This window comes from Aeromonas sp. 102P (assembly GCF_051920345.1).
Classification (GTDB): Bacteria; Pseudomonadota; Gammaproteobacteria; order Enterobacterales; family Aeromonadaceae; genus Aeromonas; species Aeromonas veronii.
In genome coordinates, this window is sequence record NZ_JBQBCZ010000001.1 from 2609202 (window position 1) to 2635250 (window position 26049).

Annotated in this window: 20 protein-coding genes, 6 tRNA genes and 2 pseudogenes; 20 read left to right on the top strand and 8 right to left on the bottom strand. The window is 60.7% G+C overall.

What is annotated here, in order from left to right:
- Positions 1-105: 105 nt before the first annotated feature.
- The gene (locus ACTG1K_RS12270) at positions 106-561 is read right to left on the bottom strand and encodes a YchJ family protein (protein ID WP_081990741.1); all 456 of its coding nucleotides are present in this window, start codon (positions 559-561) and stop codon (positions 106-108) included.
- 123 nt (positions 562-684) lie between these two features.
- On the opposite strand from ACTG1K_RS12270, the gene ACTG1K_RS12275 reads away from it, so the two are divergent.
- From ACTG1K_RS12275 to ACTG1K_RS12290, 4 genes are all read left to right on the top strand, one after another.
- Positions 685-2352, top strand: coding sequence for a methyl-accepting chemotaxis protein (locus ACTG1K_RS12275; protein ID WP_047439503.1), 1668 nt, complete (start codon positions 685-687; stop codon positions 2350-2352).
- A 132-nt stretch (positions 2353-2484) separates the two neighbouring features.
- Complete coding sequence (locus ACTG1K_RS12280) at positions 2485-3696, top strand: ROK family transcriptional regulator (protein WP_005333476.1); 1212 nt, start codon at positions 2485-2487, stop codon at positions 3694-3696.
- 174 nt (positions 3697-3870) lie between these two features.
- The gene (locus ACTG1K_RS12285; protein ID WP_440005520.1) at positions 3871-4626 is read left to right on the top strand and encodes a tRNA-uridine aminocarboxypropyltransferase; all 756 of its coding nucleotides are present in this window, start codon (positions 3871-3873) and stop codon (positions 4624-4626) included.
- Between the two features lie 188 nt (positions 4627-4814).
- Positions 4815-5591, top strand: a complete 777-nt coding sequence (locus tag ACTG1K_RS12290) for a TSUP family transporter (RefSeq protein WP_005333472.1) — start codon at positions 4815-4817, stop codon at positions 5589-5591.
- 76 nt (positions 5592-5667) lie between these two features.
- On the opposite strand, the gene ACTG1K_RS12295 is transcribed toward ACTG1K_RS12290, so the two are convergent.
- Positions 5668-6534 (bottom strand): LysR family transcriptional regulator, encoded by an 867-nt coding sequence (locus ACTG1K_RS12295; protein ID WP_440005522.1) that lies wholly within the window; start codon positions 6532-6534, stop codon positions 5668-5670.
- A 69-nt stretch (positions 6535-6603) separates the two neighbouring features.
- Entirely contained in the window at positions 6604-7521 is a 918-nt protein-coding gene (locus ACTG1K_RS12300) for a DMT family transporter (protein ID WP_236302003.1), read from the bottom strand.
- 168 nt (positions 7522-7689) lie between these two features.
- On the opposite strand from ACTG1K_RS12300, the gene ACTG1K_RS12305 reads away from it, so the two are divergent.
- From ACTG1K_RS12305 to ACTG1K_RS12315, 3 genes are all read left to right on the top strand, one after another.
- Positions 7690-8568: a helix-turn-helix domain-containing protein gene (locus ACTG1K_RS12305; protein ID WP_005333465.1), complete on the top strand. Its 879-nt coding sequence runs from the start codon at positions 7690-7692 to the stop codon at positions 8566-8568.
- A gap of 262 nt (positions 8569-8830) precedes the next feature.
- On the top strand, positions 8831-10468 hold the full coding sequence (locus ACTG1K_RS12310; protein ID WP_069555949.1) for an ATP-dependent endonuclease: 1638 nt from the start codon (positions 8831-8833) through the stop codon (positions 10466-10468).
- Positions 10469-10666: 198 nt separating this feature from the next.
- Entirely contained in the window at positions 10667-11386 is a 720-nt protein-coding gene (locus ACTG1K_RS12315; RefSeq protein ID WP_440005524.1) for a hypothetical protein, read from the top strand.
- Between the two features lie 94 nt (positions 11387-11480).
- On the opposite strand, the pseudogene glgX reads toward ACTG1K_RS12315, so the two are convergent.
- Positions 11481-13543 (bottom strand): annotated as a pseudogene (gene glgX, locus ACTG1K_RS12320) (glycogen debranching protein GlgX).
- Between the two features lie 196 nt (positions 13544-13739).
- On the opposite strand from glgX, the gene ACTG1K_RS12325 reads away from it, so the two are divergent.
- The 8 genes and pseudogenes from ACTG1K_RS12325 (at position 13740) to yjjG (ending at position 17011) form a co-directional block, all read left to right on the top strand.
- Positions 13740-13816, top strand: a tRNA-Met gene (locus tag ACTG1K_RS12325).
- Between the two features lie 94 nt (positions 13817-13910).
- A tRNA-Met gene (locus ACTG1K_RS12330) sits at positions 13911-13987 on the top strand.
- An 88-nt stretch (positions 13988-14075) separates the two neighbouring features.
- A tRNA-Met gene (locus ACTG1K_RS12335) sits at positions 14076-14152 on the top strand.
- A gap of 87 nt (positions 14153-14239) precedes the next feature.
- Positions 14240-14316: transfer RNA gene (locus ACTG1K_RS12340), tRNA-Met, on the top strand.
- A gap of 88 nt (positions 14317-14404) precedes the next feature.
- Positions 14405-14481 (top strand) — tRNA-Met (locus tag ACTG1K_RS12345).
- A gap of 88 nt (positions 14482-14569) precedes the next feature.
- A tRNA-Met gene (locus tag ACTG1K_RS12350) sits at positions 14570-14646 on the top strand.
- Positions 14647-14817: 171 nt separating this feature from the next.
- Positions 14818-16316, top strand: a pseudogene (locus tag ACTG1K_RS12355) (M17 family metallopeptidase).
- A 14-nt stretch (positions 16317-16330) separates the two neighbouring features.
- Complete coding sequence (yjjG, locus tag ACTG1K_RS12360; protein ID WP_005333455.1) at positions 16331-17011, top strand: pyrimidine 5'-nucleotidase; 681 nt, start codon at positions 16331-16333, stop codon at positions 17009-17011.
- Positions 17012-17127: 116 nt separating this feature from the next.
- On the opposite strand, the gene ACTG1K_RS12365 is transcribed toward yjjG, so the two are convergent.
- The 3 genes from ACTG1K_RS12365 to dusC form a co-directional block, all read right to left on the bottom strand.
- Positions 17128-17847 carry a substrate-binding periplasmic protein gene (locus ACTG1K_RS12365; protein WP_201950754.1) on the bottom strand — a complete coding sequence of 240 codons (720 nt, stop codon included), beginning with the start codon at positions 17845-17847 and terminating at the stop codon, positions 17128-17130.
- 160 nt (positions 17848-18007) lie between these two features.
- Positions 18008-18376, bottom strand: a complete 369-nt coding sequence (locus ACTG1K_RS12370) for a TraR/DksA family transcriptional regulator (protein ID WP_005333451.1) — start codon at positions 18374-18376, stop codon at positions 18008-18010.
- 97 nt (positions 18377-18473) lie between these two features.
- Complete coding sequence (gene dusC, locus ACTG1K_RS12375) at positions 18474-19418, bottom strand: tRNA dihydrouridine(16) synthase DusC (RefSeq protein WP_429206058.1); 945 nt, start codon at positions 19416-19418, stop codon at positions 18474-18476.
- A gap of 123 nt (positions 19419-19541) precedes the next feature.
- On the opposite strand from dusC, the gene ACTG1K_RS12380 reads away from it, so the two are divergent.
- The 5 genes from ACTG1K_RS12380 (at position 19542) to nfo (ending at position 24967) form a co-directional block, all read left to right on the top strand.
- A complete protein-coding gene (locus ACTG1K_RS12380; RefSeq protein WP_111900114.1) occupies positions 19542-19919 on the top strand; it encodes a YbaN family protein in 378 nt (125 codons plus the stop codon).
- Positions 19920-20053: 134 nt separating this feature from the next.
- Entirely contained in the window at positions 20054-20599 is a 546-nt protein-coding gene (apt, locus tag ACTG1K_RS12385) for an adenine phosphoribosyltransferase (protein WP_005352403.1), read from the top strand.
- 172 nt (positions 20600-20771) lie between these two features.
- Entirely contained in the window at positions 20772-23363 is a 2592-nt protein-coding gene (gene dnaX / locus ACTG1K_RS12390) for a DNA polymerase III subunit gamma/tau (protein WP_440005526.1), read from the top strand.
- 114 nt (positions 23364-23477) lie between these two features.
- Complete coding sequence (locus ACTG1K_RS12395) at positions 23478-23807, top strand: YbaB/EbfC family nucleoid-associated protein (protein ID WP_005333445.1); 330 nt, start codon at positions 23478-23480, stop codon at positions 23805-23807.
- A gap of 317 nt (positions 23808-24124) precedes the next feature.
- The gene (gene nfo / locus ACTG1K_RS12400; protein WP_005333444.1) at positions 24125-24967 is read left to right on the top strand and encodes a deoxyribonuclease IV; all 843 of its coding nucleotides are present in this window, start codon (positions 24125-24127) and stop codon (positions 24965-24967) included.
- Between the two features lie 95 nt (positions 24968-25062).
- Here the strand turns inward: nfo and ACTG1K_RS12405 are convergent, their stop codons facing one another.
- Entirely contained in the window at positions 25063-25968 is a 906-nt protein-coding gene (locus ACTG1K_RS12405) for a LysR substrate-binding domain-containing protein (RefSeq protein ID WP_040068074.1), read from the bottom strand.
- Positions 25969-26049 lie beyond the last annotated feature (81 nt).

The window sequence follows — 26049 nt, forward strand, 5'->3', positions numbered from 1 at the left end:
TTGTTATCGCATCGGTTGATGGGCTGGTGGCGAATGGCAGACACAAAAAAGGGGCATCGGATGCCCCTTGTCACTGTTTGACGAGTCTGGTGGGTGTGTGATGCGTCAGCCGCAGCACTTCTTGTGCTTTTTGCCGCTGCCACATGGGCAGGGATCGTTGCGCCCCGCCTTGAGGGGAGCCGGATCCTGCTCTCCCTCGGTGTAGACCCAGCGCCCCTGATAACGCACGAAGCGAGAACGCTCATGGAGGCAGTGACGCTCATCCCCGTCCAGAAACCAGGCTTTGAACTCCACCATCCCGGTTTCATCCTCCGGGCCGCCCTGGCTGGCGATGATCTCGAGACCGTCCCAGCGGGTGTCGATGCGTGAAAGCTCTTCGGCGGTGAGGCCGCCAAGGTGGGCCGGGTGCCAGCTATGGACCAGATACTCCCCCAGACCGAGCACAAAAGCGCTGTAGCGCGAGCGCATCAGCTGCTCCGGGGTGTCAGCCACTGCGCCACTGTGACGTGAGCCACAGCACAATTCGAGAGAAAGGGTTGAGCCGCAAGGACAAAGATTCATGATTTTCACGTTTTGGCCGATTTGTTTAAGGGAATTGTAACGAAAGCTGGGCTCGCCCTGCCAGCACCTATACTGATGGGTAAGCAAGGAATTCCAATAAAAACAGCTGCAAGGATGTGAAAGATGACGCTAAAGCAGAAAATCCTGTTACTGGGTGCAGTACCCGTGCTGCTGATGGCCCTGGTGGTCAATCTCAGTAACTACATGGTCTCCAAGAGTGATCTGGAGTCTGATCTGGTGGTGGCGAGGGAAAATGCCATCAAGGAGCGTAAAGCGCTGCTCAGCAGTTACATCATGATGGCCAAAACCGCCGTCGATGCCGTGTATTCCCTGCCGGATTCTCCGGAAAATCGTCAAAAGGTCAAAGAGTTGCTCAGGCCGCTGCGTTACAGCAGTGACGGCTACTTCTTTGTCTATGACTTCGAGGGCAACACCATACTGCTGCCGGTGCGTACCGAGCTGGAGGGGAAAAACCGCTGGAACGACAAGGATGCTAAGGGCAAATTGCTGATCCAGGAGATCCTTAAATCGGCCCGTCAGGGGGATGGTTTTACCGAATACTGGACGGCCAAGCCCTCCATCGGTCGCGATGCTCCCAAACTGGCCTTTACTCTGGTGCTGGACAAATACCAGTGGGCCATTGGTACCGGTTTTTATATCGATGATATCGACAACGAGCTGGCGGCCTTGCGGGCAGAGCGCGAGAGCAACATGCATGCCTCGTTGCAGAGCAGTGTGCTGGTGATCCTGCTGATCCTCGGTATCACCCTGGTGGCAACCGTCATTGTGGGCAACCGGGTCACCAAGCCGTTGGCGGATGCGGTGCTGGCATTGAACGATATTGCCAACGGCGACGGGGATCTGACCCAGCGTCTCAAGGTGCAGAGTCAGGACGAGATTGGCCAGCTGGCCAGCGCCTTCAACCGCTTTGTCGAGCGGATCCAGTCGGTGGTGAGTCAGGTGGGCGAGACCAGCAATCACCTCTTCAGCGCGGTCGACAAGTTGCACCATCTTAGCGAGCACTATGACCATCAGATGCAGGGTCACAGTCGCGAGACCGATCAGGTGGTCACAGCGGTGACCGAAATGAGCTCCACCGCGCAGGAGGTGGCTGCCAGTGCCTCCAATGCCGCGACAGCAACCAGCGATGCGGCCCGTGAATCGGACGCCGCCCGAGGGGTGGTGAGCGGGGCCATCAACAGTATCAACCGGCTGGTGGGGGAGGTACATACCGCCTCCGGCGTTATCGAGCAATTGGCGCAAGAGACTGCCAAGATTGGCTCTGTGGTGGAGGTCATTCGCGGCATTGCCGAGCAGACCAACCTGCTGGCGCTGAACGCTGCCATCGAGGCGGCCCGCGCCGGTGAGCAGGGGCGCGGCTTTGCGGTGGTAGCGGACGAAGTGCGTTCGCTGGCCGGCCGTACCCAACAGAGCACCAAAGAGATCAACGAGATGCTGCAACGTCTGCAGGGTGGGGTGAAGCAGGCGGTGGAGGTGATGCAGGCGAGCGAGGATCGCAGCCAGGAGACGGTGCAGGAGGCGAGCCATATCGCCAGCTCCCTCGACAGCATGGTGATGGCGGTCAGTACCATCAACGACATGAACATCCAGATCGCCACCGCCGCCGAGGAGCAACACGCGGTCTCCGAGGAGATCAACAAGAACCTGGTGGCCATTCAGCAGATTGTCAGCGAGCTGACCAGCGCGGCGGTGGAATCCAACAGCACCACCCGCGATCTGGCCAGTACCGGCGACAAATTGCGCAAACTGGTATCGCAATTCCGTTATTGATCTTGCAATGGTCCGTGACGGCAACCACAAGATGCGGCCTGACCCCCGGTTCAGGCCGCACTTTATTTGGGGATTGACCAATAATGTGTGAAAATTGCCAGCCTCTTTTTTTCAGCCTTTGCCCCATACCCTATGAATGAGATCGTGAAAGGTAGTATCGATTTGATCCGGCAGCTCAACTACGGCCTGGTCTATGCCAGCCTGGAAGAGCACAAGGAGCTGTCGCGCACCGATCTCTCCCGCCTGACCGGCCTCTCGCCTGCCAGTATCACCAAGATCACCAGGGAACTGCTCGATGGGGGTCTGGTGGTCACCTGTGGTGAAAGTTCGGTGGGGCGCGGCCGTCGTCAGACTTTGCTGCGCATCAACGAGCGCCGCTTCCAGTTTCTCTCCATGCGCCTGGGGCGGGGCTATGTGGACATGGCGCTGTTTGACTTCTCCGGCCGCTCGCTGGCCCGCCAGCGCCACCTCTTTACCGAGGAGGAGCGCGCCGATCTGCTGGGCAGTCTGGTGCACGCCATCAAGGTGTTTTTGCCGAGAAAGTCCCTCAGTCTGGCCTGTATCGCCCTCTGCCTGCCGGGTCAGGTGGAGCGCCACTCCGGCATGGTCAAGCACTTCCCCTTCTACGATCTGCGCAACTGGCCCCTTGGCCCGACTCTGCAACAGGCGTTCTCGGTACCTGTGCTGGTGAGCGGTGACGTGCGCACCTGGATCCAGGCCGAGCGGGAGTGGGGGGCCGCCAAAAATTGCGCCGATGCGGTGCTGGTGTTTGTCCACAACGACATCGGGGTCGGTATGGTGGTCAATGGTCAGCTTATTGAGAGCGAGAATGCGCTGCTCGGGGATCTCAGCCACCTGCAGCTCGAACCCTATGGCCAGCGCTGCTACTGCGGCGGCTTTGGCTGCGCTTGTACCCTGGTGACCAATCAGGCGCTGGAGGCGCAATACCGGGATCTGCGCGAGCGGATGCAGGAGCACGACTTGCCCGAGAGCGTCACCATCCGCGAGCTGTGCGAGCTGGCGCTTGCAGGCAACAGCCTTTGTCAGGATATTCTCCATCAGGCGGCGGGTCGCCTCTCCAAGGTACTCTCCAATCTCATCTGCCTGCTCAATCCGGGTAAGCTGCTGCTGGGGGGGGAAATCACCCGTGCCGATCGGCTGCTGTTCCCCATGCTGCACCAGTCGCTGGCCAGCCAGTTGCCCGCCGAATATCTGGTGCGGCTGCAGATTGAATCCACCCACTTCTACGAAGATCCCACCAAGCCCACTTCGGTGCAGGTGCACAAGGCACTGCGCGATGGCAGCCTGTTGCTGGAGCTGCTGCGCAGCTGTCAGGAGTCGTAAGGCAAGAGGAGTTGGCTCTGTGTCTGGCGAAAGGGGCACGGATTGCTGTTCCGCCAGCCCGTAACTCGGTACAATCTTGCGCTTTTCCGGCAGTCCCCCTGTTATCGCGCCCTGTGGCGGCGTGACTTGTTGGCACCGCTGCCGTTCCTGTTTTGACTCCAGTTGTGAACCTAGATGAAGCCTGTTCCTGATCACGCCGTCAACCGCCTGCGGGCCTGGCGCAAGAGTATCTCTACCCGACCGTTTCTTGCCCGTGGCGGCACCCTGGCCCGCTGTCCGGCCTGTCAGCTGCGCGAGGACTGGTGTGCCTGCGAGTGGCGCCCCGAGCTCAAAGCGGAGGCCGGTTTCTGCCTGCTGATGTATGACAGCGAGCCGATGAAGCCCTCCAACACCGGTCGCCTGATCGCCGATGTGTTGCCGGATTCCACCTGGGCGTTTCTCTGGTCGCGCACCCAGCCCCATCCCGAGCTGCTGGCCCTGCTGGCCGATCCCGCCTGGCAGCCCTATGTAGTCTTTCCCGCTTGCGAGAAGGCGCCTGCCCGCCTGACCGGCGAGGTGACGTTGGCACCGGGTAAAAAACCGCTCTTTATCCTGCTTGATGGCACCTGGCCGGAGGCGCGCAAGATGTTCAACAAGAGCCCCTATCTGGACGGTTATCCGGTGCTCGCCATCAAACCCGATACGCTCTCCACCTACGGTATGCGGGTCGCCAACTGCGATGAGCACCTCTGCACCGCCGAAGTGGCGGCCTGCGTGCTGGAAGTGGCGGGGGAGCTCAAGGCGGGGCAGGCACTGCAGCACTGGTTCAATCTGTTCAGCAGCCGCTACATGGCCGGTCGGGTCAGCCGTTTCCCCGGTGCCGATGAGGATCATCTCTGTGAGGCGCTGGCGGCCATCAAGGAAGCGAACGTCGCTTCGCCGGCTTGCTAACTGGCCTTCTGAGGGTTGAGGCAACTCAAATTAATGAAAATTAGGAATCAATTGGCTGCCACTGTTTCGTTAGATTCATGGTCAGTGGCTCGCTAGGATAACGGACAGCCTGTGCAGCCCACCGCACAACGTCGTTTTGGTGTTCTCCGGTTGCTCCTTCGGGCAACCCACTCTCGTGAGGTCTATGGATGGAATTGGAACTGGTTACCCTGTTTGCCCTGTTCGGTGTGGCGCTTGTCGCCGGCTTTATCGATGCCATCGCCGGTGGCGGCGGCCTGTTGACGGTGCCAGCATTGCTTGCCACCGGTATGCCCCCCGCGCTGGTGCTCGGCACCAACAAGCTGCAGAGCAGCTTTGGCTCTTTCTCCGCCACCTGGTTCTATGCCCGCAAGGGGCTGCTTGAGTGGGCCATGATCTGGCCTGCGGTGATCTGCACCTTTATCGGTGCGGCCATCGGCACGCTGGCGGTGCAGACCATAGATGCCGCCATTCTCGAGCGCCTGCTCCCTTTCCTGCTGATGGCCTTTGCCTGCTACTTCTACTTCTCGCCGCGGGTAAGCGATGCCGAGAGCTCCCGCCGTCTGACTCCCATGCTGTTTGCGCTGCTGGTGGGGGGCGGGGTCGGCTTTTATGACGGCTTCTTCGGGCCGGGCACAGGTTCGTTTTTTGCCATCGGTTTCGTGGCGCTGGCGGGCTTTGGCATGGCGCGCGCCACCGCCCATACCAAGCTGCTCAACTTCACCTCGAATATTGCCTCCCTGCTGTTCTTTGCTCTTGGTGGCAAGGTGGTGTGGAGTGTCGGTTTTTGCATGGCGTTGGGGCAGTTTATCGGCGCTCGTTTTGGCTCCAAAATGGTGCTGAAAAAAGGGGTGAAGCTGATTAAGCCGCTGCTGGTGACCGTCTCCTTGCTGATGTCTGCCAAGCTGGTGTGGAGCCAGTATCCCGAGCTGTTTGCCTGGATCTGATGTGCGCCTTGCTTGCCGCATCGCAATTGTTAACGGTGCCCTTGGGCCCCGTTGTCATATCAGGTGTTTTACACGGCTAGCGCGGCGTGTCGCTGCGGTGGCGAAAGTGTTGGTGCAGGGCGCTCACCAGCCTGGCGATCCGCTCTCGCTTGAGGCTGTTTGGCCGGTAGACCAGATGCAGGGGGCGGCCCAGCCCGGGCAGTGGGCGGGCCATCTCCCCCTGTTCTCCCACCAGCCCCAGCAGGCCAGCGGGGAGCAGCACAGGGCCAATACCTGCCTTGGCGAGTTCGATGAGCGCAAGATAGGAGTCGAGCTCCATGGCGGGCTCCAGCCCCAAATAAGCCAGCGGTTCGCGCAGGTAGCGGTTGGAGGGGTTCTCCAGATCCATGGTGAGGATCTTGCGCCTGCTTTCTGCGCTGGCTGGCGGCAGGCTCTGCTGCGCCTCGCCCACCAAATAGAAGGGCTCCTCAAGCAGCAGATCGGCGCCGAGGCCATGGCCGGGTGGGAGCCGACCGGCGCAGATGCCGAGCAGGGCATCGCCGCTGCGCACCCGTGCCAGAATGACCGGCGTGTGGTGGGTGGAGAGGGCAAGGTGGGGATCGCGCTCCAGATAGTCGCGCATAAAGTGGGCGAGATAACCGGCCAGCAGGGTTTCGGAGCAGGCGATGGGGAGGGGGCTCTGATCCGCCAGATCCTGACTATCGGCCAGCACCCCCTTCATCTCTGCCAGACTCGGGGCCACTCGCTCCAGCAGCTCCTTTGCCTGCGGGGTGAGGCGGATCTGGCGCCCCTCCGGCTCGATCAACTTCTTGCCAAGGCGCTGCTCCAGCTGGGCAATCCGCTTGCTCACCGCCGACTGGCTGATATAGAGGCGACTGGCCACCTTGGCCATGGTTCCTTCACTTGCCAGCAGGCTCAGCGTCTCCAGCCCTTCCAGTAACATCTCGCCCCCTTGTTTATCGCCATCAGGATCGTCACAGATTGATCAGCGCTACCTTAGGGGCTGACTGGTTCAGGAGCAAGGGTCGTTTGCTGCCTTGGCCGGTCGAATGCGCCATTCACTTAAGGGCGGCGCGAAGATCACCAGATTGCCGATGAGGCTGATCACCACTCCGGCCACCGATACCGGCTGCCAGACAAAACCTTCGTAAAAGGTGGAGAGGGTAAGCGCCACCAGCGGAAAGAGCACGGTCGCGTAGGAGGCCTTGCTGGCCCCGATGCGCCCCACTAGCGTCAGGTAGGCGGTAAAGGCGCTCACCGAGCCAAACAGGGCGAGGTAGACCATGGCCGCCAGATAGTGGCCATCGGTCGGCACCACCAGTTGCTGCCCGAGCAATGTGACCCAGCCCAGCAGCAGCACCACGCCGTAAACCATGCCCCAGGGCACCAGTTGCAGTACGTGGTAGCCATGGCGCTGGCCCCGGGCCGAGACCAGATTGCCCAGCGAAAAGCAGAGGGTGCCGCCGCAGGCGAGCAGCAGCCCCTTCCAGCCGTTTGCACCCAATTGCGCATCCGCCAGCACCGGCCAGAACAGTAACAGGGTGCCAAAGAGTCCCAGCAAGGAGCCTTGCAACCAGCGCAGGGTGGGGCGCTTGCGCTCGAACAGCCAGAGGTTGAGGCCGTTGAAGATGCTGGCACTGGCGAAGATCACCGCCGACATGCCGCTCGGGATATAGCGTGTGGCGTGGTAGAAGCAGAGAAAGTTGGTGGAAAAGAGCAGGGCACCGAGCAGCGCCGCATAGCGCTGGCCATGCCACGGCAGGCGCGGAAAGCGGCCGCTGGCGGCGAGCAGTGCAAACAGTGCCACCGCCGCCAGCAGGAAGCGGTAGAGCACCGACACCTCGATGGGGATGGGGCCAAGTTGCCAGGCGATGGCAATCCAGGTGCTGCCCCAGATAAGCACGGTGGCAAGATAGAGCATCAGATTCATCACAGTTCCGGTGAGTCAGGGAGAGATGACCCACTATGGGGCGAGCCCTGATGGCTGGATTGCACCATCTTGCGGTTTTTCATCGCCCTGCGCTGTCATCTGCGGGCGCGGTCGGTAAGATGGATGGCAGCGGCATAACATGTACACCGGAACAGGCGGCAGGTGCGAATGAAAACAGCAGGGGTATTTGATGCACTGGTCAGCACCGGCGCCCGGCTGGAGGACGCCTGCTGGCTCGAACCTGGGCTTGGCGTCGCCAGTTGGCGCAACTGCTATGACCAGACCCGTTATCACAAGCCGGGCCACCACACCCTGAGCGTCTATCTGCAAGGAGGCGAGCAGACCGAGCGACTCGATGGGCCGGGTGGCCACGGCGGCACCGGCAAGGTGTGCATCATGCCGGATCACCACAGATCCGAGTGGCTGGTGCGCGAAGAGTTTCGCTTCTTTCATCTCTACTTCACCCCGGCTCACCTCACCCGTATCGCCGAGGAGGTGTGTGACAAGGAGGGGCGCCACCTGCAACTGGTGGACAAGACCTTTATCGACGATCCGCAGGCGGCCGGACTGGTGCAGCGCCAGTTGATGCAGCTTCAGTGGCAGCACGGGGTCGATCGGTTGGCACTCTCCCACGGCGCCTGGATGTTGATCCTCCACGCCTATCGCCACCACACCGAGGAGGCTCCCGGTTTGCCACCTCTGCGCGGCGGGCTGGCGCCCGTGGTGATCAAGCGGGTGCAGGAGTATCTGCAGGCCCATCTGGCTGACTCGGTCACGCTGGCAGAGCTGGCGCAGCAGGCGGGGCTGAGCGAGTATCACTTCGCCCGCATGTTCGGCCAGAGTCTCGGCTGCCCGCCCCACCGCTATCTGCTTGGGCTGCGGCTCAAACGGGCCAAGCAGCTGTTGGCTGGCCCCGAGCCGCTGGCCAGCATCGCCAGTCAGTGTGGCTTCTCTTCCCAGGCCCATTTCGGTAATCGTTTTCGCGAGGCGTTTGGTTTGACGCCGGGGCAGTGGCGGGCGCAATTGTCATCTTCTCGTCACAGATAACCCTGAGACTTTGGGCAAAAGAGGTGTACTCTCTACCACTTATCCATTGAAAGGAATGCCCATTGAATTATCGCAAACGTCAAATCCGTACCCGTCATCTCTGGTTCAGCCACTGGAATGCCCCGCAAGATCGCACCGCTGTTGTTACCCCTCCCGAACCTGCAGTGCCTCACAGTTCACGTTGAAAAAGCCCCGCCTGCGATAGGATTTTTCCGGTAACTTTGCCACTATTGCCCCATCACAATGATGTGGACACGGCTGGATGTTTCTGGAACGTATTGAAGTCAAAGGTTTTCGCGGTATAAATCGCCTGTCGCTCGGGCTGGATCAGACCACAGTGCTGATCGGTGAGAATACCTGGGGTAAATCGAGCCTGCTGCGCGCCCTCTGGTGTCTGCTGGGGCAGGATGCCGAGCCCTATCAGTTCACCGCCGAGGATTTTCACCAACCGGAAGATCCCGAACTGGCCCCGGCGCGCCACCTGCAACTGGTGCTCACCTTCAGTGAGCACAGACCCCAGATGTGTCAGCACTCCCGTCGGCTGGCCCGTCTTTGCCCCTCCTGGGTGCTGCACAAGGACAAATTCCACCGCATTCACTATCGCGCCAGCGCCGAGCTGCAGGCGGATGGCTCTGTGCTCACCATTCACGACTTTCTCGACGGGGTAGGCAAGAGCCTGCCCATCGCCAACACCCACGAGCTGGTCTGCCTGCTCATCACCATGAACCCGGTGTTCCGGCTGCGGGACGCCCGTACCGCTCGCAACGGGGTGGAGACATTGCAGTGGGGAGATCTCTCCGAGCATCGCTTGAGCGAGTTGGCGGACAAGCTGATCGACGAACCCCAGCGGATCGGCGAGCCGGAGCTCAAAGAGGCGTTGCAGGCGGTGCGCCAGCTGATGGATCACTACTTCAACGCCCTGGCCCCCATCAAGAACAAGCCACGCAGTCAGCGCGACATCATCAATCGCCCCATGACATTGCGCAACCCGGGCAACCTGCATACCCTGCTGCGCCGCGCCGATAACCGCGCGCTGCAGCTGGCGATGGCGGGGATGGCGGCTACTCTGCTGCAAGCGCGGGGCAACCGCGAACTGGAGGAGGGGGCCCGCCCCATCATGATCCTGGAGGACCCGGAGAGCCGGCTGCATCCGACCATGCTGGCGCTGGCGTGGGGGCTGCTGGAACAACTGCCGGGTCAGAAGCTGCTCACCACCAACTCGGGGGACTTGCTCTCTTCCCTGCCGCTCAATCAGGTGCGGCGGCTGGTGCGCCGTCAGCAGGATATCCTCTGTCATCAGCTGGGGGGCGAGCGTTACAGCAGCGACGATCTGCGCAAGATCGCCTTCCATGTGCGGATCAACCGCCCCATGTCGCTGTTTGCCCGTTGCTGGCTGCTGGTGGAGGGGGAGACCGAGATCTGGCTGCTCTCCGAGCTGGCGCAGATCTGCGGTTACAGTCTGCGGGCCGAAGGGGTGCGGATCATCGAGTTTGCCCAGTGCGGCCAGTCGCCGCTCATCAAGGTGGCGCGGGACTTTGGCATCGAGTGGCACCTGCTGACCGATGGCGACGAGGCTGGGCTCAAGTATGCCACCTCGGCCCGGGGCCAGCTCAAGGGAGAGCGGGAGCGGGACCGACTGACCCAGCTCCCTGCCGCAGACATCGAGCACTACCTCTATCACAACGGTTTTGAAGCTGTGTTTCGTCGCGAGGCCGGGGTGGGCGGGCGCGCCATGTGGAGCGCCAGTCACATCATCAACAAGGCGATCCATCACCGCAGCAAGCCGGGAATGGCGCTGGCGGTGGTGGAAGAGGCGGAGCGGCTCGGCGCCGAGCATATTCCGCCGGTGATCCGCCAGATGTTTGCCCGAGTGGTGGCGCTGGCCCGCGGTCAGGGCTAAAGCCAGCGCTGCATCCCGTCCCTATGGACATGGCTGCCAGCAGGGCGCCCCTCAAGGTGGGCTCTGCTGGCAGCAAATTGCCCCGGATTGTTTGCCCACGATTGTTTGTCGCGATTGGGGATAGCCGCCGGTTTGGGTATACTCGCCCCTCTCTGGCGCCCCGGTGGCGCACCTCGAATCTTTACTGCTGGAGGCGTCGTGTTCGTCCAACTCCCTTTTTGGCTCTTTCCCCTTACCGGATTGATGGCGCTTGGCGCCCTGATCGCCCTCGGTATCGTGCTGTGGCGCGGTGATATCTGCCCTGGCCAGCGCTCGCGCATCACTCAGCAGCTCTTCTCCATCTGGGTCATTACCGCGCTCTCTCTGATGCTGGCGGTGGAAGCCAAGGCTGCCAGCTGGCTCATCTGGAGTGGTGGGGCCGCACTGGTGCTCGGGGTTGGCTTGTCGTTGGCCCAGTCACGGCTGGAGGGGAAGCGTTCAGTCTCCTCGACACTGCTCTGGCTACCGGCGTTGCCGCTCGCTCTCTATGGCATCGGGCTGCTGCAACTGCAGGGCTGGGTGAGCGGTTTGCTGCAGATGGCGATGCTGGGGGCGGCCTTTGCCCACTTGATGCTGCTGCGGGCCCGTCATCGTCTCAAGGCATTCAACACCCTGTTGCCACTGGCCGGTCTGGTGGGGGCGATGGCCAGCCTTGTCTGGCTGGCAGTGCTGGTGGGCTGGCAAGGGGGTGAGGCCAATCTCGATGCCCTGATCCCGGCGGTGGTGACCCAGGCAGCGCTGCTGGTGGCCTCTCTGCTGCTCTGGTTCAGCCCACTCTACTTGCAGCGTGATACCGCGCCAGTGGTGGTCTCCACCTCCCTGTGTGGCCTGCTGATCGCCCAGATTGCCGCTACCAGCGTGTTGCACCAGCTGATCTGACACTGGCGCTGAAAAGAGAAAGCCCCGAGCCTTGGCTCGGGGCTTTTGCATATCTGGCTTGCAGGTATCGCTGTTATCAATTCACAGCAATCGATCAATAGAAATCGTCGGCCCCGCAGATAAAGAGGCAACTGCTGCGCGGCTGGGCGAGATACTCCCGGGTCAATCCCTCCAGCGGCATGCCGAAGGTGCAGATATCCTGCGGCGAGGGGAGGGCGGTATCGAGGATCCGCCGCCAGTAGCCGCCGACCCCCTTGGGGGGGCTCGGCAGGTTGAAGGTGAGGGGCTCCCAGTAGGCGTTGAACAGCACATAGAGCGCCAGCTTGGTTTCGCTCGACAGCGCCGACATGGCGATGGCGTGGGAGTGGGGGCTGAAATCCGGTTGCCCGGCGTTGACCCCATGCCAGCAGATCTCGCTGTGGCGCAGGATCTCGGTGAGTGACAGCGGCATGCTCTCCTGCTCCGGGCGCTGGAACAGGTGTTTGCGGTATTGGATCAGCTCCTTCATAAAGCGGAACATCTCCTGACTGCGGGCATTGGGCAGCCAGTTCATCCAGCAGGTGGCATTGTCCTGACAGTAGCCGTTGTTGTTGCCCCGCTGGGTGCGCAGCAGCTCGTCTCCCATCAGCAGCATGGGGGAGCCCACCGAGAGCAGGGTCGCCACCATCATGTTTTTGGCCTGACGCATCCGCAGGGCGTTGATCTGGGGATCTTCCGTTACCCCTTCATGGCCGTGGTTCCAGCTGAAGTTATGATCGCAGCCGTCACGGTTCTCCTCCCCGTTGGCCTCGTTGTGCTTGCTGTTGTAACTGGCCCAGTCCCACAGAGTAAAACCGTCGTGACAGGTGACGAAGTTGATACTCTTCTCGGGATCGGCGTGGTGATAGTGGTAGATGTCGGGGCTGCCGCACAGCCGCTCGACAAAGGCGGTGACGCTGTTGTCATCCCCGCGCAGGAAGCGGCGCACATCATCCCGAAACTGGCCGTTCCACTCACGCCAGCGGGCGCCAGCGAGTGACCCCACCTGATAGAGTCCCCCGCGTCCCAGGCTTCGGCAATTAGCTTGATGTCGGCGATGTTGGGGTCGGTATCTATAGTGCGCAGGGTCGGCGCATTGGCCTGCGGCTGACCCGATTCATCCCGCGACAGAATGGCGGCCAGATCAAACCGAAAGCCATCGACGTGCATCTCCTGACGCCAGAAGTGGAGGCTGTCCATGATCATCCGCAGCACCACCGGATGGGCGCCGTTGAAGGTGTTGCCGCAGCCCGAATAGTTGGTGTCCTTCTGGTTGTTGTCGAGGATGTAGTAGGCCTCGTTGTCGATGCCGCGAAACGAGAAGGTGGGGCCATCATCACCCCCTTCGGCGGTGTGGTTGTAAACCACGTCCAGGATCACCTCGATATTGGCCTTGTGCAGCGCCTTGACCATGTCGCGAAATTCGGTCAGCGGATCATCGCCGCAGGCGTATTGGGCGTGGGGGGCGAAAAAGGACATGGGGCTGTAACCCCAGTAGTTGGAGAGTCCTTTGGGCGCATCCTGAGGATCGAACTGGAACACCGGCAGCAGCTCGACGGCGGTGACGCCGAGAGATTGCAGATAGGGGATCTTCTCAATCAGCCCGAGATAGGTGCCACGTAGCGCCGGATCGACCCCGGAGCTCGGGGACTTGGTAAAGCCCCCCAGATGCAGTTCGTAGATCACCGAGCGGGAGAGGGAGTGAGCGGGCAGTTTGTCCCCTTCCCAGTCGTAGTGGCGAGTATCGACCACCTTGTTTTTGGCGCAACAAGCCAGATTGCTGCCTGGACGGGCCGCCGCCCATCGATCGTAATTGGCGCCAAGCTCGATGCTGCGGCCGTAAGGGTCGAGCAACACCTTCTCGGCATCGAAGCGGGTGCCGCCATATGGGCGCCACGGGCCCTGAATGCGATAGGCGTAACGCTGCCCGACCGAGATCCCCTCCACATGGATATGCCAGTAGTAGGCGGTGCGGTTAAGGCGAGGGGAGAGGGGGATCACCTCGGGGGTCGCATCGTCTGCGCTTGCGAAGAGCAGCAGTTCGACCCGGCTGGCGAGGCGTGCCCAGATCGCGAAGTTGACGCCGTTACTGTCGGGTGTGGCCCCCAACTGACGGCAGTGACCGGCGGAGATGCGCATATTCTACCTACCCAAAATGAGGAGTGTTCACCTTATTGAGTGTAGTGCCGGATGCCTGGCAAGGACTCGATTGCTTGAAAAAACAGCATGATGCTGCTAATGACCGCACTATTTGTCCGATTAATCTACGAATAAACTTTTTTTGAGATATTTACTTGCAATCTGTACGCTGGCGCCTATTATTGGCGACCTCAGACGCGGGGTGGAGCAGCCCGGTAGCTCGTCGGGCTCATAACCCGAAGGTCGTCAGTTCAAATCTGGCCCCCGCAACCATCTGAGATCCTGACCAGTCAAACCGGTGTAACCGGTTGGTGGAAAAGGAGAAATCGAACTGGCTACTGCTCGGCCACTTCGAGAAAAATTCGGACGCGGGGTGGAGCAGCTCGGTAGCTCGTCGGGCTCATAACCCGAAGGTCGTCGGTTCAAATCCGGCCCCCGCAACCAACTCTTTCGTCAGCCTGCGATTGCGTAAACAATCGAAGGCAGACAAACGCCACCAAGCTACTGCTCGGCTTGAGGGTGACAATTCGGACGCGGGGTGGAGCAGCTCGGTAGCTCGTCGGGCTCATAACCCGAAGGTCGTCGGTTCAAATCCGGCCCCCGCAACCAACATTTCGTCAGCTTGCGATTGTGTAAACAGTCGAAAGCAGACAAACGCCACCAAGCTACTGCTCGGCTTGAAGGTGACAATTCGGACGCGGGGTGGAGCAGCTCGGTAGCTCGTCGGGCTCATAACCCGAAGGTCGTCGGTTCAAATCCGGCCCCCGCAACCAACTCTTTCGTCAGCTTGCGATTGTATAAATAGTCGAAAGCAGACAAACGCCACCAAGCTACTGCTCGGCTTGAGGGTGACAATTCGGACGCGGGGTGGAGCAGCTCGGTAGCTCGTCGGGCTCATAACCCGAAGGTCGTCGGTTCAAATCCGGCCCCCGCAACCAACTCTTTCGTCAGCTTGCGATTGTATAAACAGTCGAAGGCAGACAAACGCCAACAAGCTACTGCTCGGCTTGGGGGTGACAATTCGGACGCGGGGTGGAGCAGCTCGGTAGCTCGTCGGGCTCATAACCCGAAGGTCGTCGGTTCAAATCCGGCCCCCGCAACCAACTTTCTGAAAGTTCCCTTCCTGTATTGCCAACCATTGAACAATCCTTCTTGATGCTCGTCACCATCTGGTGATTGCTGCTATTTCTGACGCTTTTTCAAGACCAAAACTGGTCGTATCAACCATTTGTTGGGTATCATCAGGTATCTCTTCATGGATGAGGCACGCGCCTGTGATCACTCCCTTCACCTATCTTCCTCCTGCTATTGAAAGCCGGGATGCCACGCTGGCCGAAGCCCTTGCCCAAGGGCTGCCGTTGCAACTGCTGCTGATCGCCGAAGAGCAGAAGGAGTCCTTGCTTTCGCTCCCCGCCCTTGCGGGTCTCCAGACCCAGCTTGCGCTGGGGAAAAAAGCGCCCTTTACCCTGATGCATGGCAATACCCTGTTGCAGGTGATGTTTGTGGCCGGCAGTGTGACGCGGGATCACCGCCTCTATAAACAGATCAGAAGCTGGATTGCTCCTCTTTCTGGGCTCAATGTGGAGCGGCTCGGGCTGCATCTGGAAGGTTTTTCCCCCTCCGAGCGAGTGATGCTGGCCGAAGTGATGTTGTCAGCCCTGCTTGCCGCCAATATTTCGTTGCCCACCAGCAAGCGCCGCAGTGAAAGCAGCTGGAGCTATCAGCAGATCAAGGTTTCACCTGCGGTGGTGCTGGACTTGGCGCGCCTTTACAGCGAAGCGGGGGGAACGGGCTGGCTCGCCATCTGGCGGTGTTGCCTGCCTCCGAGCTGACGGCCGCCAGCTATCGCGAGTTTGTCAGCAAGCTGGCGCAAGATGAGGGGTGGCAGTGCCATCACTATGATCAGGCGCAGCTAGCCGAGCTGGGGGCGGGGGCGTTTCTGGCCGTTGCTCGTGGCTCGGAAGACAATCAGGGAGCCATGGTCAAGCTCAGCTACTACCCACCCAAGCCAGTGCGCCGCATTGCGTTGGTGGGCAAGGGGATCTGCCACGACTCTGGCGGTTACAACCTCAAGGTCTCCGGCAGCATGTATGGCATGCATCTGGACATGGGGGGGAGTGCAGTGGCGCTGGGGGCCCTCTACGCCATCAGCCGAGCTCAGCTACCCTACGAGGTGCACTGCTGGCTGGCCATTGCCGAGAACCATATCGGCCCTCACGCCTATCGCCCCGGTGAGGTGGTGACTGCCATCAATGGCACCTCCATCGAGGTGGTCGATACCGATGCCGAAGGGCGAATGGTATTGGCCGACACCCTGGCGATGGCGGTGCAGGATACCCCGGATCTGCTGCTCGATTACGCGACCCTGACCGGGGCCTGCAAACGGGCGCTGGGTAGCCGCTACAGCGGCGTCTTTACCAATCGCAGCGAATGGATGACATCGCTGGTCAATCTGGGTCAGCGCAGCGGTGAGCGGATCTGGCCCTTCCCGCTTGATGACGATTACGACGACAACATCGAGAGCGAGTGGGCCGATCTGTTGCAATGTGCACCGGGCAGTTCGCCGGATCACATCGATGCGGCCCGTTTCCTCGCCCACTTCGTGCCCGAGCAGACCCCCTGGCTGCACTTCGACCTTAGCGGTTTTCGCAACAAGGGGGGCAATGGGGTGGTCTCCAGCGAAGTGACCGGCTTTGGCGTGCGCCTCACGCTGGATCTGCTGGCCAGCCCGCTTGGCAGAGTTGGTCGCCAAGCCTCTGAACAATCTGAATGATAACAAGGAGTTCTGTGAAACAACCAAGCTATGACTGGGTGCTGTTCGATTTGGATGAAACCCTGCTCGATTTTCCGGTCGCCTCTGCGCTGACGCATACCTTGCAGATCTATGGCGTACAGGCTGATGACGCCAGCATGGCGCAGTACCACGCCCTCAACCACGGGCTCTGGCAGCAGTACAACGACGGCGAGATCGATGCAACGGCGTTGCAGCAGACCCGCTTCTCCCTCTTTGCCCAGCAGGTTGCCGCCGATCCCATGGCGATGAACAACACCTTTCTGGAGCAAATCATAGCCCTTAGCATGCCTCTCGAAGGGGTGGTCGAGACCCTGCAGCAGCTGCGCAGCAAGGTGCGGATGGGGATCATCACCAATGGTTTCAGCGTGCCTCAGCGGGGGCGGCTTGGCAAACTGGGCTGGAGCGAGTGGTTCGAGCCGCTGGTGATCTCCGATGAGATCCGGGTGACCAAGCCGGCGCCAGCTATTTTCCAGCACACCCTCTCCCTGATGGGGCAGCCGGATCCGGCCCGGGTGCTGATGGTGGGGGATAATCCGAAAACCGATATTGCCGGGGCGGCGGCGCAGGGGCTGGCAACCTGCTGGTACAACCCGGCGCGGCAAGCGGGCGAGTGCGATGCCACACACGAAATCCACCACTTCGCCCACCTTGCCGACATTGTGCTGGGACGCTGATAGCCAAGTTTAACCATCACGTTATCGGTGACCAAAACGTCCTGGCAAGTTGCAACCAGGGCTGTTTGAGACAGGATTGGGTTTGTTTGAGACTGCAAGGGGAGCAGATGCTCCCCTTACTTATGAGTGTTTTCCTGTGAATGCAGGGATCTGAACTGATAGCGATCGAGGATCTGCTGATAGTCGGGACTCTGTTTCAATTGATCGATAGCCTGATTGATCCGCAGCAGTTGCGCCTCTGTGGTGCTCTCTTTGCTCAGCATCAGGTGAACTGGTGTCAGTTCGATATGCAGCAGAATATACAGCTTGTCCTGCACGCCATCCTTACCCTGCCACTCCTGCAGTCCGTGGGGATCCAGAATAAACCCCTGGATCCGTCCCCCTTGCAACATCTTTAGTAACTGCTCCAGCCGCAGGCGCATCTGCAAACGGGGCTGCAGCTCGGGCCTTGCCATCAACTGGCGGAAGGTATTGCCATAATCAAAGCCCTTGAGCACCCCGATATGGAAGTCAGGGGTGTTGATCAACTGCTCCAGGGTGGTGATCCCGCGCCAGCGCTCGGCATCTTGCCGACGGATGACGATGGCCGTCTCCTCTTCCCGATAGGGGTGGCTGAAGCGGGCATATTGCTGCCGCTCGGCGGTGATATTGGCTGACATGGCCAGTTGAACCGTGCCGAATTTCAGCTCGTGCAACACGCGAGCCCAGGGCATTTCACTGAATCTGGCCTGATAACCGGCACGCAGGAAGATGGCGTTGAGCAGCTCCACATCCAGTCCGCGGAGCTGTTGCTGTTCATTGCGATAACTGAAGGGCTGCCAGTCGACCCAGCCCACGACCAATGACTCTTGTGCCGTAGCCTGGCAACACAAACACCATAACAACAAGAGTCTGTACACAACGCATACCCTCGAACAGGCTGATACGGTGAGTATTGGACAGGAACGACGGAGTAACCAGTGCTGAGGGTTGAGCGGATGCACAGATGTGCATCCCTCACAGTTCGTGGGCGTGGAATCCCTTGCGGTAACGGGTTTCACAGCGCGGGCAGCGTTGCAGAGTCGGATCCTGTTCCAGCTGTTCGATGGAAAGCGGCTCTTCACAATCGGAGCAGAGGCCATAGAGGCCAAGATCCATCTGGCAGAGTGCCGCATCGATCCGCTTGAGGCGGGCCACACTCTGCTCTACCTTCGGCAGATCCAGCCGGCTGGTCAGTTCCACCAGTTGATCCTGCTCGCAGTGACCGACCTGCTCGGCCCACTCGTCACGGCGGCAGGCTTTGAGCTGACCGATCAGCGTTTCTCGTACTTGGGCCCAGTCTGACAGCAGGCGATTACGCCAGACAGTCAACTGTGCTTGCGTCATTTCACACACATTATCCCCCACAGGACAGACGACAGATTCGGGGCAGTATAGGGATCCGATAACTCTATCAAGATGATATGCGTCAAGTTAAACGTGGTTAGCCGTGGCTTTTGGCTGCTTGCAGCAGGGAATCGCGGATGGGATCTGTCTCTTTGAGCACCCGGATCTCCTGAAACAGCTGGTCCGCTTCGGGATATTCCCGCTTGAGATAGCTGAACCACTGTTTGATGCGGCTGGGATAGTAGTCGGCTTTTTCGCTGGCCAGATCCTGCTCGGTATAGCTCACCATCAACTGCAGCACTTCGGCCCAGCTCATGTGCGGGCAGCCGGTTTTCATCACGTTGGCCAGATTGGGCAGGGAGATGGCGCCGCGCCCGACCATCAGGGCATCGCAACCCGAGACCCTGGCGCAGGCGAGGGCATCTTTGTGATCCCAAATCTCGCCGTTGGCGGTGACCGGGATGGGCAGGGCACGGCGAATGGCGTCCACGTACTCCCAGTGGGCAGGGGCCTTGTACCCTTCGCGCTTGGTGCGGGCATGAACGGCCAGCTCGTTGGCGCCCCCCTGAAAGACCGCCTGAGCGTTCTCCAGATAGAGCTCCTTGTCATCGTAACCGAGACGAATTTTGGCGCTCACCGGCAGATGGGCGGGCACTGCCTCACGCACCGCCTTGACGATGCGGTAGATGGTTTCGGGTTCTTTGAGCAGCACCGCACCGCCCTTGCTCTTGTTGACCGTAGGGGCGGGACAGCCGAAGTTGAGATCGACGCCGGGGGAGCCCAGCTCGATAGCGCGTACGGCGTTCTCGGCCAGCCACTCGGGGTGTTGCCCCAGCAGTTGTACCCGCACCGGGGTGCCTGCGCGGGTTTTGCCATCTTGCAGCAGTTCAGGGCAGAGGCGGTAGAACACCTTGGCGGGCAGCAGCTGATCGACGACCCGGATAAACTCGCTCACGCAGAGATCGTAATCATTGACGGAGGTGAGTACCTCCCGCATCAGGTGATCCAGTACCCCCTGCATGGGGGCCAAAATAACGCGCATAACGGCTTTCCGACGAGAGTGGCAAGAAAAAAGAGCGCAGATTGTAGTGGGGTTGCGGCCCGCTGTCAGCACCCGCTCAAACTCTGTTAGGCTAGAGGGAGATAAATCACGCAAGGAGAAGGAATGAAGCGTTGGTGTCTAATGGCGCTCGGGTGGCTGGCATTTGTCACCGGTATTGTGGGCATTGTGCTGCCCCTGTTGCCGACTACCCCCTTCATGTTGCTGGCTGCCGCCCTGTTTGCCCGCTCATCGCCCCGTTTTCATCGCTGGCTGTTGACCCATCCCTGGTTTGGCCCGCCCATCGTGGATTGGCAGCAGTATCGCGGCATTCGTCGTCAGGCCAGACGGCGCGCCATTATCTTCATTTTGCTCACCTTTTCGGTGTCGCTGGCGGTGGTGCCACTGCTGTGGGTCAAGGGGTTGCTGGTTATCATAATGGTGATCCTGCTCACCTGGTTAATGCGTCTGCCGGTGCTGGAGCCAGTTGCAATGGTGAAGTGAAGTCCCTAAGCTATTGCAGCAATAATGCTATGGAGTCGGCCTGTCATTTTTGCGTGACAGGCTTTTTTATTTCCCGCAGAAGGGAATTGAGAAAAAATGGCCACCCCTGGGTCAAAAAAATAAGCGGTCAACACATGAATCCGGAAACCCTGAAATTTATCGAAGCAAGCATCAAGACCATTCCCGACTATCCGAAGCCGGGCATTCTGTTTCGTGACATCACCAGCCTGATCGAGAACGCCGAGGCCTTCAAGGCCACCATCGATCTGCTGGCCAATCATTATCGTGATCAAGGGATCACCAAGATTGTTGGCACCGAAGCTCGCGGCTTCATCTTTGGCGCGCCGGTTGCCTATGCCATGGGACTGGGCTTTGTGCCGGTCCGCAAGCCGGGCAAGCTGCCGCGCGAAGTGATCGAGGAGTCCTATGCCCTCGAGTACGGCACCGATACCCTGCAACTGCACACCGATGCCATCGTACCCGGTGACAAGGTGCTGGTCGTGGACGATCTGCTGGCGACCGGCGGTACCGTCGATGCGACCGTCAAGCTGATCCGCCGTGCCGGTGGTGAAGTGGCCGATGCGGCCTTCATCATCTCCCTGCCGTCTCTGGGGGGCGATGCCCGCCTGACTGCCGCTGGCATCAAGGTGGTCTCACTGGTCGAGCTGGCCGGCGAGTAATGCCTCTTCGGCCCGATCCTCTGCATCGGGCCTGCATTGAACCGGTGCCCGTGCGGGCATCGGTTTGAAAATCAAGCGATCCCTCCCGCTCTCACCGATAGCCGATACAGCCAGCTCGCCATTTGTGTTAGCATCCGGCCTCAATGCCCTGTCTTCCCTGCATGATGGATTTATGAGCTATCAGGTTCTGGCGCGTAAATGGCGCCCCCATACGTTTGAACAAGTGGTAGGCCAGCAACATGTGCTGACCGCCTTGACCAACGCCCTGGATCAGGGACGGCTGCATCACGCCTATCTGCTGAGCGGTACCCGCGGGGTCGGCAAGACCACCATCGCCCGTATTCTGGCCAAGAGCCTCAACTGCGAGCAGGGGATCAGCAGCCACCCGTGCGGCGTCTGTGATACCTGCCGCGAGATCGATCAGGGCAACTTTGTCGACCTGCTGGAGATTGACGCGGCGTCCCGCACCAAGGTGGAAGATACCCGCGAGCTGCTCGACAACGTGCAGTACCGTCCGGCCCGCGGCCGCTTCAAGGTCTACCTCATCGATGAAGTGCACATGTTGTCGCGCCACAGCTTCAACGCGTTGCTGAAAACCCTGGAAGAGCCGCCCCCCTATGTGAAGTTTCTGCTGGCCACCACGGATCCGCAGAAGCTGCCCATTACCATTCTCTCGCGCTGCCTGCAGTTTCATCTGAAGAGTCTGGATCAGACCCAGATTGCCAAGCAGCTCGAATGGGTGCTGGATCAGGAGGGGCAGCCGTTTGAGCCGCGCGCCCTGCTGGCACTGGCCAAAGCCGCCGACGGCAGTATGCGCGATGCCCTGAGCCTGACCGATCAGGCGCTGGCCCACGGTAACGGCAGCGTGCGCCTCGACAGCGTGCTGGCGATGCTGGGCACGCTCGATCACCGCCATCTGCACCAGCTGCTGGAAGCCATTTTGCGGCAAGATGCCCCCGCGACCATGGCCAAGATCACTGAGATCGCCACCCTGGGCCCCGATTTTGATCAGCTCCACGCCGAGCTGGAAGGCTTGCTCCATCGCATCGCCATGGCGCAGCTGCTGCCTGCCAGTGTGCAGGAGCAGGGGGCGGATGCCGATTCCCTGCTGCAACTGGCCAAGGCGATGAGCCCGGAAGAGGTGCAGCTCTGCTACCAGATCGTGCTGGGTGGCCGTAAAGATCTGCCCTGGGCCCCCGATGGCCGCACCGCGCTGGAGATGACCTGCCTGCGGATGCTCGCCTTCTCCCCAAGGCGCGATGCCCTGCATCCGGCCAGCCTCACTGCGTTGCCCCCGTCAATGACGAGCAGTGCGGCGAGCAGTGCCACGCCGGTAGCCTCCTTGCCGGGAAAGCGCCCGGCCGCTGAATCGGCCGCACTGGCACCGATCAGCGGCGCCGTGCCTGCACCGCTAGCCAGCCCTGTTGCTACCAGTGCCGTGCCCGCGGTTGATGTCTCCCTGCCTGCGATGACGGATGACATCGGCAACCCCGCCGACAGCGAGGAGGAGGCGCAAGCTGCCGAGCTGTTCAGCCAGCAGGATGAGTTGCTGCGCGAGGCTGCGGGCATGGGGTATCAACCCGAGCCCGCGTTGACCCATGCGCAGCCCGATGTGTCTGCGCACTCAGCTGCACAGCCCGCAGATGCTTATGAACAAGCTTCTGCCGCAGCCTACGCGGACCATTCCCGTGGCGAGTCGCAGACTGCCAGCATCGAGCCTGCGCTCGAACCGACAACCGCGCCGGTTAGCGCACCTGAAGCTGTTTCAGCGGTATCGAGCATGCAGAGCCTGCTTGGCAAGCGAAATATGCTGCGCAGCCGCCAGCGAGGTCAGGATGCCACGGCGGCGCCTGCGCCGCGCGCAGTACCGGTTGCACCAGCTCGCCCTGTTGCGCCCGCTGCTGTACCGGTCGTCACCCAACAGCCAGCTCCGGTCGGCCAACCGGCCGGGCAGGGGATGGCGACAATGGGTCACTATGATGATCTGCCGCCGGTGGATCTCTATGGCGACGGTTACGAGCCGCAGGGTGACAACGGGGAATACGAGGAGTACCTCAATCAGGGCTTTGCCGAGCAGACTCAGGTGATGAGCCACGCCCCCGTCACGGCACCGGCCCAGCCATCCGATCTGCCCCCCTGGGATCTCGACGGGCAGCCGAGCTATCGACCCGGCGAGCGCAGTGCTGCGGCGCCAGCTGTGACGCCCGCCCCAGCGACTCTGCCGCCCGTTGCCACCACTGCGGTGGCTGCTGCACCCGTGACACAGAGCGAACCCCCTCAGCCAGTGATGGAGACCATCGACTGGGATGAGCTCGAGAGCGACAGCGAGCCGCAAGAGGGGGAGGTGACTCGCCTTATCCCCTCCTCGCTGCTCAATGGTTGCGGTGACCCTTGGGCCGAGTTGATCGCCCACACTCAGGTGGGAGGGCGGCTGCGCCAGCTGGCCATCAACTCGGTGATGACGCGGGAAGGGGACAAGGTACTGCTAACCCTCAAGCCTGAACAGCGCCATCTGGTGAGCGACAAGGCGCGCGCCGATCTGGCCGAGATCATCGGGCCAGCGCTGGGACAACCGGTGCAGGTCGAGGTTACGCTCGGCGTGGTGCCTGACCAGGAGACCCCCCTCGAGATCGAACACCGCCTCTATCTCGGGGTGCGCGAGCAGGTGACCCGGGATCTGGAGCAGGATCCCAACGTACAGTTTTTAGTTCAGCGGTTTGGTGCCGTGCTTCATCACGAGAGCATCGAGCCACTCAACCGCTAAATTCCGTGGCCGGGAGCTCGCTTCCGGTTGAAAAGCAGTTTGGCTGTCCCCATCTAGGACAGACAAGCCCACAGCCCGGCGCTGGATGCCGGATTTCAAGACGAGAGACGACATATGTTTGGTAAAGGTGGAATGGGGAACCTGATGAAACAGGCCCAACAGATGCAAGAGCGTATGCAGAAAGCGCAGGAGCAGCTGGCTCAGATGGAAGTGACCGGTGAAGCCGGTGCTGGCATGGTCAAGGTCACCATGACCGGTAGCCACAGCGTCCGTCGCATCGAGATCGACCCCTCCCTGATGGAAGATGACAAGGAGCTGCTGGAAGATCTGGTTGCTGCCGCTTGCAACGATGCCGTGCGTCGTGTGGAAGAGCAGAACAAGGCCAAGATGGGCGAGCTGACCGGTGGCATGCAACTGCCGCCGGGTTTTAAAATGCCCTTCTAAGGCGACTCTCCCCGCGCATTCTTGCTCCCTTGTCGCTGGCCATTTGGGCCACGGCAAGGGAGACGGCCGAGAGACCCAAAGACGCAGCGTTATTGCTCAGGCGATACGCTGCGTTTTTATATGGGCGCCATGCTGGCGTGGACGGGCTCTAACTATCCCTTCTGGGGAGAGGTTGCCACAGCGAAGGCCGATTACGCCATGAAACGCAGCGCCTTGTATAGGCGGCACTGTTTGTCGATACCCGCTATCGGATATCCCGGTTTGGCGTGGCCGGGCGGGATCGGCATAATGGCGGCTTGCCGTATCGAGGAGATTGTATGAAATATATCGGAGCCCACGTCAGTGCGGCCGGCGGGGTGGAGAATACCATCGCCCGCGCCCAGGCCATCGGGGCCAACGCGTTTGCCCTCTTTACCAAGAATCAACGTCAGTGGCAGGCGGCGCCCTTGTCGGATGCCACCATCCGTGCCTTCAAGGCGGCCTGTGACAAGGCCGGTTTTCTGCCGGAGCAGATCCTGCCCCACGACAGCTATCTCATCAATCTGGGCCACCCGGATCCCGATGGTCTGGCCAAATCCCGCGATGCGTTTCTCGACGAGATGAAGCGTTGCGAGCAACTGGGGCTTTGCTATCTGAACTTCCACCCCGGTAGCCATCTCAAGCAGATCCCTGAGGCGGCCAGCCTCAAGCTGGTGAGCGAGTCCATCAACTGGGCGCTGGAGCGCAGTGAAGGGGTGACGGCGGTGATCGAGAATACCGCCGGGCAGGGGACCAACCTCGGCTGGTCGTTCGAGCACCTTGCTACCATCATCGAAGGGGTGGAGGACAAGAGCCGGGTCGGGATCTGTTTCGATACCTGCCACGCCTTTGCCGCCGGCTACGATCTGCGCACCGCCGAGAGCTGCGCTGCCGTCTTTGCCGAGTTCGACCGCACGGTGGGTTTTCACTATCTCAAGGGGATGCATATCAACGGCGCCAAGTGTACCTTCGGTAGCCGGGTCGATCGCCACCACAGCTTGCGGGAGGGCAATCTGGGGGAGGCTGTATTCCACCACATCATGAATGATGATCGTTTCGATCGCATTCCGCTGATCCTCGAGACCATAGACGAGTCCATCTGGGGCGAGGAGATCAGCTGGTTGCGCAGTCTGGCGAAGTGATACTCAGAAGAGAATCAAAGAGAGGGAGCCGTGGCTCCCTCTCTGCTTTTTCCGTCATTGGCGGGCGGGCCTGCCAGCGGCGCTCCGAGCGGGCGTTACTCTGCGCGGCTCACCTCGGCATCCTTCACCTGAGCCCGGCAGAAGTGGATAAAGTGGCGCAGGGAGGTGGAGTGGTACTTCTGCTTGTGCCAGATAAGGGAGAGCTGGCGCGGGAAGCGGCGGGAGAGGGGCAGGGCGATCAGCCGCCCATCTGCCAGGCGATCCGAGGCTGCCAGCCGGGAGATAAAGGAGATGCCAAGCCCCTTCTCCACCGCCAGCATCACCGCCTCCAGGGTGTTGAGTTCAAGCCCTGGTTGCCAGCGGGGCAGCTCGGGCTGGATCTGCTGGATAAATTGCTCGCGGCTGCCCGATTGTGCTTCACGCAATACCCAGGTCTCGCCCCCCAGACGGGAGAGGGAGAGCTCCTTCTTGTTGGCAAGCGGGTGACCGGGTGGCGCCACCACCAGCATCTCGTCCTGCAGCCAGGGTTCGGCGAGCAGGTCGGGGTGGTGGTTCTCCCCCTCGATCAGTGCCATATCCAGCTCGAAGTTGGCCAGCGCATGGCAGAGCAGGTGAGTGTTGTTGATGGTCACCTTGGGGGGGAGTCCCAGCTCCTGTTTGCTGCTGGCGAGCAGGGTGGGGAGCAGGTAGTTGCCGATGGTCTGGCTGGCACCAAGGCGCAGCTGGCCGCTCGGCTCGGCATCGGGGCTGAACAGGTTCTCGATATCCTGCATCCGGGTCAGCAGCTCTTCGGCGGCCGGTTGCAGCAGGCGCCCCTCGTTGTTGAGCTGCAATCTGGGGTGAATGCGGTCAAACAGCGGGGTGGAGAGCTGGCGCTCCAGTTCCTGCAGCGACTGGGAGACAGCCCCCTTGCTCAGGCAGAGCTCGTTGGCGGCAAGGCCAAGGTTTCCATAGCGGGCAATGGTGGCGAACACTTTCAGCTGCTGCAGGGTCAGTTTCATCGTGTTTGGTTTTCCTGAATGATTGATTTAATTCATTTAGATATCGTAAACGATAAGGGGGCATTATCCTATCGCCATAGT